A 14,715-nucleotide genomic window follows, 5' to 3' on the forward strand; every position below is an offset into this window, starting at 1 on the left:
CCATCCGCTTGGCGGATACGTCTGGAGGATCAAGATGAACGAACGCTTGTTGAGTCTTTCTGATGTGCTTTCCGTTGTCCCTGTCGCCTCATCCACCTGGCGGCAATGGGTCAAGGACGGGAAGGCACCCGCCCCGGTCAAATATGGGCGCAGGACATTCTGGAGGTCATCGGATGTGCAGCAGTTCACTTCCGGGAACTGGCCCGGAGCTGGTCAAGAAAGTCAGCCCAAAACTGCATCATCTCACGCCGTTCAGTGAGATACTCGGCCCGGTTATATGCGAGGCGGACCTTGTTCTTTTCAACATGGGCAAGCTGGCGTTCGATAACATCCGGACGCCAGCCCTGCTCGTTCAACAGGCTCGATGCCATTGCCCGGAAACCGTGCGGGGTCATGGTGTCCTTGTCGTAGCCAAGCGCCCTGATCGCGAGCAACAGGGTATTTTCCGAAAGCGGCACATCCTTCCGTGGTCGCATACTTTGAAAAACGTAATCCCTCTCCCCGGAAAACAGCCTTGCCTCTTCCAGAACCGCCATTGCCTGCCGTGACAACGGCACAATGTGCTCCCGCCGTCCCTTCATCCGCTTCGCAGGAATAAGCCAGAGGCGTTCTTCCCAATCAATTTCCCCCCAGACGCAACCCCGCAATTCTCCGGACCTGACAAACGTCAGCGCCATAAACTGCAAGGCCATACGCACCAATGGCGAGCCGGAATAGGCGTCTATGGCGAGCATGAGCTGCCCTGCGGATGTCTTGTCCGTGATCGCCGCAAACCGCCCTGGCCGGGAAGGCTCAAGAGCGCCCTTCAGGTCTCGGCACGGATCGCTGCCGATATACCCGGACGCGACCCCGAAGCGAAAAACCATTGAGCAGATTCCAAGCGTTCTCCTGGCCGCCTCCAACGCCCCCCGCTTTTCAATAACCCGGATCATCGCCAACACGTCTGTAGGGGCAATGTCCTTGATGGGCATCCGCCCAATATACGGGTAGGCATTCCCGTTCAGTCTCTGGATAATGGTCGCATTATGTCGCGCCGACAATCCGTCCCGCCTCTTTGCAAGCCACTCCTCCGCTACATCCCGAAACGTCAAAGCGGCAGCCGCGGCAGCCCGGCGCTCCTGGATCGGGTCAATCCCGGCGGCAAGCAGCTTCCGCGCCTCGTCTCGCCTCTCTCGCGCCTGCTTCAGGGACACGTCCGGATAAAGCCCCAGGCTCAGCAGCTTTTCCCGGCCCCCAATTCGATACTTCAGCCGCCACCGTTTTGATCCGGATGGAGGAATTTCCAGATACAGGCCAAGAGCGTCGTAGGTTCAGGCCTCATTAATTGAGATAGAAAATGACGGAAGCCGCGAGGCACAGAGCTGAAAAGAAGGTATGCGCGCAGCGGTCATAACGCATGGCAATTCTGCGCCAGTCCTTGATCCTGCCAAACATGATCTCGATCTTGTGCCGCTGTTTATACAGATCGTTATCGTACGGGCAGGGTCTCTTCCGGCTCCTTCTGGGCGGGATGCAGGGCGTAATGCCTCTGGCGCGCAGAGCGTCACGGAACCAGTCGGCGTCGTAACCACGGTCCGCCAGCAGCTCCCTGGCCTCAGGCAAAGCATCTATGGCATCCATAAGCAGGGTGGCTCCTTTGTAGTCGCTTACCTGGCCTGCCGTGAGCTTCATGGCCAAAGGCCTGCCGTGGCCGTCGCAAAGGGCATGGAGTTTGGAGTTCAGACCGCCCTTCGTGCGTCCGATGCAGCGGGAAAGAGCCCCTTTTTGAGCAAGCTTGCGGCGGTTCGATGCGCCTTGAGGTGGGTTGCATCGATCATCACCTGGCCATCCTGTCCCGCTGTTTTTGCCAATTCGGTAAAAATATTGTTGAAGACGCCCATCCGGCTCCAGCGCAAAAAGCGATTGTACAGCGTTTTATACGGGCCATACTCACGCGGTGCATCTTTCCATTGCAGACCATGTTTGATGACATAAATGATGCCGCTGATGACTTTCCGGTCATCGACCCGCGGAATACCATGTGAACGTGGAAAGAAGGGCTTGATACGTTCGAGTTGTTCGGCAGAAAGGTAGAACAGTTGGCTCATGGCGTCCTCCCTGAGCACAACTAACCAACTTTTCTGATTTTTACAATTAATGAGGCCTGAGCCTAGAGCTTATACGGCTTTTCTGCCTGCTCCGCTGTTTTGATTCTGGTATCGGTAAGGGGCATTGGGGTAACCTGACGCTGGGGTATCTCGTGTTACCCTGAAAGTTACCCCTGAAAAATCTTGGCTGTCAACGGCATCAAGCGGCAAGCAAAAGCACTGCCCGGAGGACGAAACCCTTGAAAACAAAGAGCCGCCGGGCACTTATCAGCACTCGGCGGCATCTGTTATTTTATGTCTTGGCGGAGGGTTAGGGATTCGAACCCCAGATACCCGTGAAGGTATGCCGGTTTTCAAGACCGGTGCAATCAACCAGCTCTGCCAACCCTCCGGGAACTGGCGGAGAGGGAGGGATTTGAACCCTCGATAGAGGTTTAAGCCCCTATACTCGCTTAGCAGGCGAGCGCCTTCAGCCTAGCTCGGCCACCTCTCCGTTCAGTGAGGAAGGACCACTATCTGAACGCCTGCGGACCGTCAACTCAAAATACCCTTCCGGCCTTTCCGCATTTTGACAGACGCCCGCGTAACCGGCTAGAAGCACTGCCTTCACTCGACCCCAACCATTCCGTCCCTCAGAGTCCGGAGGCATCGTGAACAATCCCGTCATTCATCTCGGTCTGGCCGGTCTTGGCACCGTCGGATCGGGGCTGGCCAAGATCATACAGGAAAACAGCGACTGGATCACCCGGCGGCTGGGCCGCACGCTCAAGATCAAGACCGTCATGGTCCGCGACCCCGCCAAGGCCAGAAATGTCGTCCTGCCGCCGGACACGCTGTTCACCACCAGTATGGACGACCTGCTGAACGATCCTGAAATCGACATGGTGGTGGAACTGGCCGGAGGCATCGATTTTCCGCGCACCCTGATTACGCGCGCCCTGCAAGCCGGAAAGCCGGTGGTCACGGCCAACAAGGCCCTTCTCGCCGAGCACGGCTCCGAGCTTTTCGAGCTGGCCGCCGCCAACGGGCTGGGCCTTTATTACGAAGCCAGTGTGGCCGGGGGCATTCCCATCATCCAGACCCTGAAGGAGAGCCTGGCCGCCAACAGGATCAGCTCCATCACCGGCATCCTGAACGGAACGGCCAACTTCATCATGTCCGAAATGACCGAAAAAGGAGAGGACTTCGCGAAGGTTCTGGGCAAGGCGCAGGCCAAGGGCTACGCCGAGGCCGATCCCACTCTGGACATCGAAGGCATCGACGCCGCCCACAAGCTGACCATCCTCATCCGGCTGGCCTACGGTCTGGATTTTCCCATGAGCGGACTGACCGTGAAAGGCATCTCCAAGGTCGAGCAGTTCGACATCTCTCTGGCCCGGGAGTTCGGCTACCGCGTCAAGCTTCTGGCCCAGGTCCGCGAAGAATCCGGCATGCTGCACGCGGGCGTCTATCCGGCCCTTTTGCGCCGGGATCACATCCTGGCCAATGTGGAAGGCCCCTTCAACGCCGTATTGCTGGAAGGAAACGCCGTGGGGCCGATCATGCTTTACGGTCAGGGAGCGGGAGACCTGCCCACGGGCAGCGCCGTGCTGGCGGACATCCTGGCCCTGGCCCGGAGCAGCTGCTCGCCCAACAATACCGGCTTTCTCGAATCCCCGCTGCCTCCGGCCCGGATTCTCGCTCCGGAGCAGGCCGTGTTCGAGCACTACTTCCGCTTCACCGTGCTGGACCGGCCCGGCGTCATGGCCGCCATCGCCGGGGTCATGGGCGAGCACGGCATCAGCATCGCCCAGGTAGTGCAGCGGCAATACTCGCCCGACGCGGGCATACCCATTGTCTTTCTCAGCCACCGCACCTCCATGCGCAATGTCGCGGCGGCTCTGGAAGCCATCGGAAAATTCGATTTCGTGCTGGCTTCACCCGTGCACTACAGGATCATCTGATGTCCAAAATACTCTTTCTTGTGGGCGACGGCATGGGGGGCTGGCCTCTGGAAAGTCTGGGCGGCCGAACCACTCTGCGGGCCGCGCATACGCCCGCCATGGACTTTCTGGCGGCCAGATCCCGGTGCGGCCTGTGCCGGACGGTGCCCGAGGGCATGCCTCCGGGCTCGGATGTCGCCAACATGGCGCTTTTGGGCTACGATCCGGCGGTTCACCACACCGGCCGGGGGCCCATCGAGGCCGCCGCCCAGGGTCTTGATCTGGACCCGGACGATCTGGTCTGGCGCATGAATCTGGTGTCCGTGTCAGAATGGTCTCCGGAGGGCGTCATGCGGGACTATTCCTCGGGGCACATCTCCACGGCCGACGCCGCGCCCTTGCTGGAAAAACTCGCGGAACTGGCCCGCGGCAGCGACTTTCTGCCCGTGACAGGCATCCAGTACCGGCATCTGCTCATCCAGAAAAACGGAGCCAAAACACCTGCGGCCCGGCTGGCCGTAAACCCTCCCCACGACCTGCTGGACCAGAGCATCGGCCAGGATCTGGATGCTTTCTCCGCGTTTCCGGAACTGGCCCGGTTCATGGGTCAGGCCCACGCCCTGCTGAGCGGACTGCACCCCAAAGCCAACGCCGTCTGGCCGTGGGGGCAGGGACGGCCGCTCAGCCTGCCGGATTTCAGGGAAAAATCCGGCCTGCGCGGGGCCGTGGTCTCGGCGGTGGATCTGGTCAAAGGGCTGGGGCGGGCCGCGGGCATGGACGTTCTGCACGTGGACGGCGTCACCGGGCTCATCGACACCAACTACGACGGAAAAATCCACGCGGCCCTCGATTTTCTGGACCGTGGCGATTTTGTGTATGTGCACGTGGAAGCGCCGGACGAATGCGGCCACATGGGCGACGCGGAGCTCAAAAAACAGGCCATCGAACTCTTCGACGAGCGCATCGTGGCCCCGGCCATCGAAGCCACGGCCGGAACCGATGCCGTCATCGTGGTCACCTGCGACCATTTCACTCCGGTCGCACGCCGCACCCACACCGAAGATCCGGTGCCATTCCTGATCCACGCCACACGGGACGCCCGCACCGGCGGGCCGTCAACCTTTGACGAAGCCTCGGCGGCCGGAACCGGCCTTTTTCTGTCTTCCGGCCGGGAACTCATGGCTCTGGTTCTGGGAGCACGGCCATGACTTCCGGCGCAATCCTGCCCGAGCCGTCATGCTGGCTCGAACACCGCGTGTCCTACGGCGAAACCGACGCCATGGGCGTGGTCTACTACGCCAACTACCTCCATTTCTTCGAACGGGGCCGAAGCGAGCTGATCCGCAATCTGGGCCTTGGCTACTCCGCCGTGGAGGAACAGGGCATTTTCCTGCCCGTGCGCGAGGCCAGCTGCCGCTATCTGGCTCCGGCCCGCTACGACGAGGTCATCCATATCCACACCGCCCTGTCCGGCCGGACCAGGGCCAGCCTGTCCTTTGTCTATGAAATCACCCGACCCGACAGGCGCACGGTTCTGACCAGAGGTTTTACCCAGCACGCCGTGGTCAACGCCCAGGGGCGGCCGGTGCGGATTCCGGAATGGTTCGCCGCGCTTCTGGACGAACAGGAATGAAGGCCGCCGCCGGACGGGATTGCCTTGACGGCGGACGGGATTGCCCATATTTCTCTGCGCTCCCCCGACGCTTCATCCGGCAGCATGGAGATTTCTTTTGACGCAAGACCAAGCCAACGCTCCTTCCGAGAAGCAACTGCTGCGCCACCGCAAGGAAAAGGCCCAGTTTCTGCTCGACGCGGGCATCCCTCTCTACCCCAACGACTTCCGTCCGTCCGGCGAGATCGCCGGTGTGCTGGAAACGCACGGGGAAAAGGACGAAGAGGTCCTCCTCCGGGAAGGACAGACCTTCGCCCTGAGCGGCCGGATCATGGCCCTCCGGTCTTTTGGCAAGGCCACTTTTTTCCACATCCAGGACGCCACCGGCAGAATCCAGGTCTATGCCCAGCGGGACGATCTGGGTGCCGAGGCGTATTCCCTCTTCAAGAAATTCGAGATCGGCGACATCGTCGGCGTCACCGGGACGCTGTTCCGCACCAAGACCGGCGAACTGACCGTCAAGGCCGTTCAGGTCCGCCTGCTGTCCAAGTCCATGCGTCCGCTCCCCGAAAAATACCACGGTCTGAAGGACGTGGAGACCCGCTACCGGCAGCGCTATGTGGACCTTCTGGTCAACGACCGCGCCCGGGAAATCTTCCGCAAGCGTACGGCCATCATCCAGTTCATCCGCACCTTCCTGAACGAACGGCATTTCATGGAAGTGGAAACACCCATGATGCAGCCCATTGCCGGTGGAGCCACAGCCAAGCCGTTCAAGACCCATCACAACGCGCTGGACATGGAGCTCTATCTGCGTATCGCGCCGGAGCTCTACCTGAAGCGACTGCTGGTCGGCGGATTCGACCGGGTCTACGAGATCAACCGCAATTTCCGCAACGAAGGCATCGACACCCGGCACAACCCCGAATTCACCATGGTCGAGTTCTACTGGGCCTATGCCGCATTCGCCGACCTTATGGATCTGACCGAGGAAATGTTTCGCACCCTGGCCCTGGCCGTTAACGGAAGCCCGGTAGTGGAATATCAGGGCAACGCCATCGACATGCAGGATGGCTGGGTGCGCATGCCTTTTCACGAGTCCCTTGAGAAAATCGGCGGGGTGGCTCCGAACGTCTATACAGACTATGGCAAATGCCGGACGCTGGTCCAGAAACTCGGCGAAACCGTGCGCGACGACGAAAAGCTGGGCAAGCTGCAGGCCAAAATTTTCGACAATCTGGTGGAGCCCAAGCTCATCCAGCCGCATTTCATCTACCACTACCCGACGGACATTTCACCGCTTTCGCGACGGAACGACCTCAACCCGGACATCACGGACCGCTTTGAACTCTTCATCTGCGGCCAGGAAATGGCCAACGCCTTTTCGGAACTGAACGACCCGGCCGACCAGCGCGGCCGTTTCGAGGAGCAGGTCCGGGAAAAAGCCTCCGGCGACGACGAGGCCCACTCCATGGACGAGGATTACATCCGTGCGCTGGAATACGGCATGCCTCCGGCCGCCGGGCAGGGTATCGGCATCGACCGGCTGGTCATGCTGCTCACGGATTCGCCCTCCATCCGGGAAGTGATCCTGTTCCCGCTGCTCCGGCCCGAAATCGCCGGTTGAAGACTCGGCCACCAGAGGCTGGAGCAACGATTTCTCCCGCAAAAATCATGTACTTCGAACTGTTCGTATCCCTGCGGTATCTCCTGGCCCGGCGCAAGCAGGCCTTCATCTCCGTCATCTCGCTCATTTCCGTGTTCGGCGTGGCCATCGGCGTGGCCTCGCTCATTGTGGTTCTGGGGGTCATGACCGGCTTTGGCAACAATCTGCGGGACAAAATTCTGGGCCTCAACGCCCACCTTGTCGTCGGCTCCGTGCAGCAGACCCTGCGGGGCTACCAGGAGCTGATCCGGAAAAGCCGGGAACTCCCGGACATCGAAGCCGCCACCCCGTTCATTTACTACGAGGCCATGCTCTCCACCCCCTCCGGGGTAAAGGGCGTAGTGCTGCGGGGTGTGGATGCGGCCACGGCGGGACAGGTGCTGACCGTGGAAAAGGACATGACCGAGGGCTCCCTGGCCGACCTGAACGCTCCAGGTGCGGCTCCAGGCATCATCATCGGCAAAGAACTGGCCTCCCGGCTGGGCGTGACCGTGGGCGGCCGGGTCAGCCTGCTTTCGCCCAGCGGCAAAAAATCCGCCGCTGGCTTTTCCCCGAAAATCTTCTTTTTCAATGTCGTCGGCACGTTCAAATCGGGGATGTTCGAATACGACTCTTCCCTGGCCTTCATTTCCATCCCCGAGGCCCAGAAAATCCTGGGCTTCGAGGGAGACTTCGTAACCGGCATCGAATACCGGGTCCGCGACATAAACAACGTCCAGCCCGTCGGCGAGCGTCTGCTGAACACCCTGGGCGGCTTTCCGCTCTACATGCGCAACTGGATCGAAATGAACCAGAACCTCTTCGCGGCCCTCAAGCTGGAGAAGACGGCCATGGCCATCATCCTGACCATGATCGTCCTGGTGGGCTCCTTTTCCATCATCACCACCCTGGTCATGATGGTCATGGAGAAAACCAAGGACATCGCCGTGCTCATGGCTCTCGGAGCCACGCCCGCCCAGATACGCAATATCTTCATGCTGCAGGGCAGCCTCATCGGGGCGGTGGGCACATCACTGGGATTCGGACTGGGACTGACCCTGTGCGCCCTGCTCAAGAAGTACCAGTTCATCAAGCTGCCGCTGGACGTCTACGCTCTGGACCACCTGCCTGTGGAGATCCAGCTTCTGGACATAACCTGCATCGCACTGGCCGCCCTGGCCCTGTGTTTCCTGGCCACTCTGTACCCAGCCAGACAGGCGGCCAGGATGCAGCCCACCGAGGCCCTGCGCTATGAATGACGTCTACAGCCTGCGCGGCGTCGGCAAATCCTACGAACAGGGCATGGAGACCGTGGAAGTGCTCCGCTCCGTGGATATGACCGTGCGGCCGGGGGACTCGGTGGCCATTGTCGGCGCGTCCGGGTCGGGCAAGAGCACTCTGCTCCAGCTCATGGGCACGCTGGATACGCCCTCGGCGGGCGCCATCCTCTTTCAGGGCCGGGATATTTCCGCCCTGGGCTGGCAGGAGCGGGCCGCCATCCGGAACAAAAACATCGGTTTCGTGTTCCAGTTCCATCACCTGCTGCCCGAATTCTCCGCCCGGGAAAACGCGGCCATGCCCGGCATCATCGGCGGCATGTCCCGCTCCCTGGCCCTGAAAAAGGCGGACGAGGCCCTGGCCCGCGTGGGGCTTGCGCATCGCCTCCATCACAGGGTAACCACCCTGTCCGGCGGAGAGCGCCAGCGGGCGGCCATTGCCCGGGCCATTCTGCTCGAACCGCAGGTCATCCTCGCGGATGAACCCACGGGCAACCTGGACGACCGGACCGGCAGGGAAATCAACGACCTTCTGCTGAATCTGAACCAAGACCGGAACGTGACCCTGATCATCGTCACCCACAACGCGGAACTCGCCCGGTGCATGGGCCGCACCTTGGAACTCCGCTCCGGAGAACTCTATGAGACGTAATGTCCTTTGTTTTCTGCTTCTTGTCTTCTTCCTCTCCGGCGGTCCGGCTCTGGCCGACGGGCCCCGGGTCATCGTCCTGCCCTTCGCCATCAATGCGGCTCAGGATCTGGCCTATCTGGAAGAAAGCCTGCCCAAGCTGCTGCGCGAACGTCTGCAGGAAAAAGGTTTCTCGGTGGTTTCCGCCGAGGAGACGGAAAAGCTGATCCGCACCCACCAGATCGACTACCTCGATCTGGGCGTGGCCAAGGACATGGCCCTCCTCTCCAACGCCCAGTACGCGGTGTACGGCAGTTTCAGCCAGGCGGGCGAATCCATAAGCCTCGACACCCGGCTGGTGGACGCCCACGAAATCAAGGAGCCCAAGCCGTTTTTCGTGACCAAGGACGGTCTCATCAACATCCTGCCCGCCGTGGACGAACTCGCCGCCAGGCTTCAGAGCGGCATGCTGCAGCAGGACCGCATCGCCAGCATCGATGTGCGCGGCAACAAGATTCTCGATGACGACGTGGCCCTCATGCGTATGAAAATCCGGCCCGGTGACCTCTATGACCCCAAAGCCGTCAACGCCGAGCTCAAGAATCTCTACGATCTCGGATATTTCGACGACATCCAGATGGGTCTGGAAGATGAACCCGACGGGAAGAAGCTGGTTGTCACGGTCAAGGAAAAGCCGCTCATCCAGGCCATCAGCGTGATCGGCGCGGAAGCCCTGGACGAAGACGACATCCTGAGCGCCATCTCCACCAAGACCGGCGCGGTGCTCAATCCCAAGGAACTGGCCAAAGACATGGGCAAGGTCCGGGAACTGTACCGCAAGGACGGCTACTACAACGCCAAGGTCGACTACAATCTGGAACAGGCCGACGGCGGGCGGGCCCGGCTGAACATCGTGGTGAACGAGGGCAAGAAGCTCTATGTGACCAACATCGTCATTCAGGGCGCGAAGGAGTTTTCCCCCAGCGACCTGAAAAAAGAGCTGGCCCTGAGCGAACGGGGCATGTTTTCCTGGCTGACGGGTTCCGGCGTACTGCGGGAAGAGGTTCTGGACCGCGACGCGGCCGCGCTGGAAGCCTACTACAGCAACCGCGGCTTCCTGAACGCCAAGGCCGGCCAGCCGGTGGTCAGCCACACCGATGAGGGGATCACCGTCACCTTCCAGGTGGAGGAAGGCCCCCGCTACAAGGTGGTTTCCGTCCAGTACTCCGGGGACATGATCACCACACCCGAAGAACTGAACAGAATCGTACACCTCGACGACCTGGCCAAGGAAAAAAGCTATTTCGACCGTTCCGTCATGCGGGACGACCTGCAGAAACTCACGGAATACTACTCCAATTACGGCTACGCCTTTGCCGAATCCGACGTTCAGCTTTCCCGCGACGAGACGGAAAAATCTCTGAACGTCACCTACGCCCTGTCCAAAGGCAATAAAATCTCCATCAACCGTGTGCTCGTCGACGGCAACGTCAAAACCAGGGACAACGTCATCCGCCGCGAAATGCGCCTGTCCGACGGCGATCTGTACAGCGGAGAAAAGCTGCGCCGCTCCAACACCCGGCTGAACCGGCTCGACTTTTTCGAGACCGTGGAAATCACACCGGAGCCCACGCCCAACCCGGACAAGCTGAACCTGAGGGTCAAGGTCAAAGAAAAGCCCACGGGCATGTTCTCCGCCGGCGTGGGATATTCCAGCTACGCCAAGGTATTCTTTTCCGGTCAGGTTCTGGAGCGCAATCTTTTCGGCATGGGCTACCAGCTCGGCTTCAAGGGCACCATCAGCTCCAAATCCTCCGACTACACGGCCACGTTCTGGAACCCCCATTACGACGACACGGACCTGGGCATGGGCATCAGCCTGTACAACACCCTGAACGAGTATTCCGACTACGACAAGCAGTCCGTGGGCGGCCGTCTTCTGTTCAGCTATCCGCTGGGCGAATACACGGACCTGTCCTGGAATTACCGCCTGGAGCGCTACTCCATCGAGGATGTGGACAAGGATGCGGACAAGGTCATCAGGGACCTGGAAGGCAAGCACTGGGCCAGCGCCCTGTATGCCTCCATCAAGCGAGACACCACGGACCGGAGGCTCAACCCCACCAAGGGCAGCGCCTATCAGTTTTCCGTGGAATACGGCGGCGGCATCCTGGGCGGCGACGACGACTTCATCAAGTATGTCGCCGACGCCAATCACTACATTCCCGCATTCTGGAGCACCATCTTCCATGTCCATGCGCAGGGCGGATACGTGATGAAAAACGGCAGCGACCGCATTCCTCCCTTTGAGCGCTTCTACCTCGGGGGCATGAACTCCGTGCGCGGCTACAAGGAGCGCACCATCTCCCCGGTCTACGACAAGAAGGAAGGCAGTCTCGGCTATGATGAAGGCGACGAAAAGGGCGGCGACAAGAGCTTTTTCTTCAACCTCGAATATCTGGTGCCCCTGCACAAGGAGATGGGCATCCTGGGCGTGGTCTTCTTCGACGCGGGCAAAACCTGGGATGACGACGAGTCCATTGATTTCGATCTGTACAAGAGCGTAGGGGCGGGCATCCGCTGGTACTCACCGCTGGGGCCGCTGCGTCTGGAGTACGGCTATCCTCTGGACAAGGTCAAAGTTGACGACGAAAGGAAAGGCCGTTTCGAATTTTCCGTGGGTCAGTTCTTTTAAACACAACTGTTATGGTAAGGAGATTGCCATGCGTTCCTTTATTCTGACGTGTTTTCTCGTGTTGTGCCTGTGTGCGGCCGCCAGCGCCGAAACCAAAATCGGCTTCGTGGACATGCAGGCGGTCATCGCCAAATCCGAACCCGGCCTCAAAGCCATGGAACAGCTCAAAAGCCAGTTCAAGGGTATGAAGGACAATCTGGACGCCCAGAAGAAATCCCTGGACAGCCTGCGCGAGGAACTCCAGAAGCAGTCCATGATGCTCAGCCAGGAAGCCAAACTGGACAAGGAAACCCAGTACAAGCGCAAGGTCCGGGATTTTCAGGACATGGGGCAGAATTATCAGCGCAAACTGCAGCAGGCCGAACAGAATCTGTCCAAGCCCATCATCGAAAAGCTGCTGACCGTGGTTCAGGACTACGGCAAGAAGAACGGCTACACGGCCATCTTCGACAAGCAGGCCAGCGGGCTGGTCTACCAGCAGGACAGTGTGGACCTGACCAACGCCATCATCGCCGAGCTGAACAAGGCCATGCGCGGCAAATAAACGGGCGGACCATGCTGCTTTCGGAAATAGCGGGGGAACTGGGGCTGTCTTATGATGGCCGGGACAAGGATATCACGGGGGTCAACACCCTGCGCGACGCCTCCGGCACGGAGATCTCCTTCCTGGCAAACCCCAAATACGCGGCGGATCTGGCCACGACCGAAGCCGCCGCTGTCATCACGGCGGCGGCTCATCCCGGCCGGGACTGCCTGATCAGCGCCAATCCCTATCTGGATTTCGCCCGCTGTGTGCGGCTCTTCGCCAAGGATCAGGGCAGCTTTTCCGGCACCAGTCATCTGGCCTGGATTCATCCCGAAGCCGAAATCGCCCCTGACACCACCATCTATCCCTTTGCCAGCATCGGCGCGGGGACCATTGTGGAATCCGGCGTACGCATTTTCAGCGGCGTGTACATCGGCGAAAACTGCCGCATCGGAAAAGGGACGACCATCTATCCCAACTGCACGCTCATGGCCGGCACCATCGTGGGCGAGCGTGTCATCATCCATCCCGGGGCAGTGCTTGGCAGCGACGGGTTCGGATTTGCCGGAGCACCCGAGGGCCTGACCAAATTCCCGCAGGTCGGCCGCACAGTCATCGAGGATGACGTGGAAATCGGCGCCAATACCACCATCGACCGGGCGGCTCTGGGCGAAACCAGAGTCGGACGGGGCACGAAAATCGATAACCTGGTCCAGCTCGGCCACAATGTGCGCACCGGACAGAATTGCATTCTGGTGGCCCAGGTGGGCATTGCCGGTTCCACGATTCTGGGCAACGGCGTTGTGCTGGCCGGACAGGCCGGACTAGGAGGACATCTGCATCTGGGTGACGGCTGCCGCATCGGCGGCAAATCCGGAGTAAACCAAGATGTGCCGCCTGGGCAGGATATGAGCGGCTATCCGGCCATGCCCCACGGCGCTTTTCTGCGCTCCGCAGCGGTCATTCCCAAACTGCCCGAAATGAAGCGGCGGCTGGGCAGGCTGGAAAAAGAGCTGGCCGCCCTCAGAGAGCAACTCGCCAATCAGGAAGAACCATGATCATGAAGCCGGAATCCGGTGAAATTGTCACCCGCGACATTTTCGACCTGCTCCCCCACCGCTATCCGTTCCTTCTGGTGGACCGGGTGCTGTCCTTCGAACCCATGAAGTCCATTCACGCCATAAAAAGCGTGTCCATCAACGAGCCCTTTTTTCAGGGCCATTTTCCGTCCTACCCGGTCATGCCCGGCGTGCTCATTCTGGAAGCTCTGGCCCAGGCCGGAGGTATCATGGTCATCAAGAGCCTGCCCGGAGCCGATACCATGGGAAAAATTTTTCTGTTCACGGGCATGGAGAAAGTCCGCTTCCGCCGTCCGGTTTTTCCGGGCGATCAGTTGCACCTGCATGTCACCTATGAACGCCACAAGATGATGATGTGGAAGACCAGCGGCAAAGCCATGGTGGACGGCAAGATCGCGGCCGAGGGCATTCTGACGGCCTCCGTGGTGGAGAGGGAAGATTTATGACCGCCGTTCACCCGACGGCCGTGGTGCATCCCAGGGCGATTCTCGGAACGGATGTCGTTGTCGGTCCCTATGCCATCATCGAGGAAGACACGGCCATCGGCGACGGCACGCGTATCGATGCGGGCGCGCAGATCAAACGCTATACCCGGATGGGTGTGCGCAATCATGTGCACTCCATGGCCTGTGTGGGCGGCGAGCCCCAGGATCTGAAGTTCCAGGGCGAGGAAAGCCATCTGGAGATCGGAGACAACAACAAAATCCGCGAATTTTCGACCATCCATCGCGGCACCGAGGGCGGCGGCGGCGTAACCCGTGTGGGATCGGGCAACCTGATCATGGCCTATGCCCATATCGCCCATGACTGCGCCATCGGCGACAACAATGTGCTGGCCAATGCCGCGACCCTGGCGGGACATGTGACCGTGGGCAGCGAGGTCGTGGTGGGAGGGTTGTCCGCCGCGCACCAGTTCGTCAACATCGGGGACTACGCCTTCATCGGCGGGAAGACCGGCGTGGCCCAGGATGTGCCTCCTTTCATGCTGGCTGTCGGTGAACGGGCCACCCTGCGCGGCCTGAACCTCATCGGCCTGCGCCGCCACGGCTTCTCCTCAGAAGAAATCCACGCCCTCAAATCCGCCTACAAGCTGATCTGGCGCTCCAATCAGGAACGAAACGAGGTCATGCAGCAAGTAGAAACGGAACTCGGTCACTTCCCGCAGGTCATGAAACTGCTGGAGTTCATCCGGGCCAGCAAACGCGGCACCATCACACCGGAACGGATTTGATTTTCAGATTCCG

The 14,715-nt window shown here is 60.2% G+C and carries 13 protein-coding genes and 2 tRNA genes; 11 read left to right on the plus strand and 4 right to left on the minus strand.

The genetic code is table 11. The annotated features are described in order from the left end of the window. Window positions 1-185: 185 nt before the first annotated feature. The 4 genes from AXF15_RS01920 to AXF15_RS01940 form a co-directional block, all read right to left on the minus strand. A complete protein-coding gene (locus AXF15_RS01920) occupies window positions 186-1,292 on the minus strand; it encodes a tyrosine-type recombinase/integrase (RefSeq protein WP_083517799.1) in 1,107 nt (368 codons plus the stop codon). Window positions 1,293-1,320: 28 nt separating this feature from the next. Beyond that, window positions 1,321-2,087, minus strand: a protein-coding gene (locus AXF15_RS13235; protein WP_236884799.1) for an IS5 family transposase whose coding sequence is annotated in 2 segments (ribosomal slippage) — window positions 1,321-1,754 and window positions 1,754-2,087 — 768 coding nt in all. Because the reading frame shifts where the segments join, the coding sequence is not laid out codon by codon here. 300 nt (window positions 2,088-2,387) lie between these two features. Continuing rightward, a tRNA-Ser gene (locus AXF15_RS01935) sits at window positions 2,388-2,478 on the minus strand. A gap of 6 nt (window positions 2,479-2,484) precedes the next feature. Further along, window positions 2,485-2,580 (minus strand) — tRNA-Ser (locus AXF15_RS01940). A gap of 157 nt (window positions 2,581-2,737) precedes the next feature. On the opposite strand from AXF15_RS01940, the gene AXF15_RS01945 reads away from it, so the two are divergent. The 11 genes from AXF15_RS01945 (at window position 2,738) to lpxA (ending at window position 14,702) form a co-directional block, all read left to right on the plus strand. Beyond that, entirely contained in the window at window positions 2,738-4,030 is a 1,293-nt protein-coding gene (locus AXF15_RS01945; protein WP_066602591.1) for a homoserine dehydrogenase, read from the plus strand. Next, window positions 4,030-5,217 (plus strand): cofactor-independent phosphoglycerate mutase, encoded by a 1,188-nt coding sequence (locus AXF15_RS01950; RefSeq protein WP_066602594.1) that lies wholly within the window; start codon window positions 4,030-4,032, stop codon window positions 5,215-5,217. Before AXF15_RS01945 ends, AXF15_RS01950 begins: the two co-directional genes overlap by 1 nt. Continuing rightward, complete coding sequence (locus tag AXF15_RS01955) at window positions 5,214-5,642, plus strand: acyl-CoA thioesterase (RefSeq protein WP_066602598.1); 429 nt, start codon at window positions 5,214-5,216, stop codon at window positions 5,640-5,642. The genes AXF15_RS01950 and AXF15_RS01955 overlap by 4 nt, the downstream gene beginning before the upstream one ends. 97 nt (window positions 5,643-5,739) lie before the next feature. Further along, the gene (lysS, locus tag AXF15_RS01960) at window positions 5,740-7,248 is read left to right on the plus strand and encodes a lysine--tRNA ligase (RefSeq protein ID WP_066602600.1); all 1,509 of its coding nucleotides are present in this window, start codon (window positions 5,740-5,742) and stop codon (window positions 7,246-7,248) included. A 47-nt stretch (window positions 7,249-7,295) separates the two neighbouring features. Then, entirely contained in the window at window positions 7,296-8,525 is a 1,230-nt protein-coding gene (locus AXF15_RS01965) for a lipoprotein-releasing ABC transporter permease subunit (protein ID WP_066602602.1), read from the plus strand. Beyond that, window positions 8,518-9,195, plus strand: coding sequence for an ABC transporter ATP-binding protein (locus tag AXF15_RS01970; protein WP_066602604.1), 678 nt, complete (start codon window positions 8,518-8,520; stop codon window positions 9,193-9,195). The genes AXF15_RS01965 and AXF15_RS01970 overlap by 8 nt, the downstream gene beginning before the upstream one ends. Then, window positions 9,185-11,866, plus strand: a complete 2,682-nt coding sequence (bamA, locus tag AXF15_RS01975; protein ID WP_066602605.1) for an outer membrane protein assembly factor BamA — start codon at window positions 9,185-9,187, stop codon at window positions 11,864-11,866. The genes AXF15_RS01970 and bamA overlap by 11 nt, the downstream gene beginning before the upstream one ends. Window positions 11,867-11,894: 28 nt before the next feature. Then, window positions 11,895-12,410 (plus strand): OmpH/Skp family outer membrane protein, encoded by a 516-nt coding sequence (locus tag AXF15_RS01980; RefSeq protein ID WP_066602608.1) that lies wholly within the window; start codon window positions 11,895-11,897, stop codon window positions 12,408-12,410. A gap of 11 nt (window positions 12,411-12,421) precedes the next feature. Then, window positions 12,422-13,450 (plus strand): UDP-3-O-(3-hydroxymyristoyl)glucosamine N-acyltransferase, encoded by a 1,029-nt coding sequence (gene lpxD, locus AXF15_RS01985; protein WP_066602612.1) that lies wholly within the window; start codon window positions 12,422-12,424, stop codon window positions 13,448-13,450. Then, on the plus strand, window positions 13,450-13,917 hold the full coding sequence (gene fabZ, locus AXF15_RS01990; protein ID WP_417926395.1) for a 3-hydroxyacyl-ACP dehydratase FabZ: 468 nt from the start codon (window positions 13,450-13,452) through the stop codon (window positions 13,915-13,917). Before lpxD ends, fabZ begins: the two co-directional genes overlap by 1 nt. Next, window positions 13,914-14,702 (plus strand): acyl-ACP--UDP-N-acetylglucosamine O-acyltransferase, encoded by a 789-nt coding sequence (gene lpxA, locus AXF15_RS01995; RefSeq protein WP_066602615.1) that lies wholly within the window; start codon window positions 13,914-13,916, stop codon window positions 14,700-14,702. Before fabZ ends, lpxA begins: the two co-directional genes overlap by 4 nt. The last annotated feature ends 13 nt before the right edge of the window (window positions 14,703-14,715 follow it).

The sequence above is a fragment of the Desulfomicrobium orale DSM 12838 genome (assembly GCF_001553625.1).
In the GTDB taxonomy this organism is placed as follows: Bacteria; Desulfobacterota; Desulfovibrionia; order Desulfovibrionales; family Desulfomicrobiaceae; genus Desulfomicrobium; species Desulfomicrobium orale.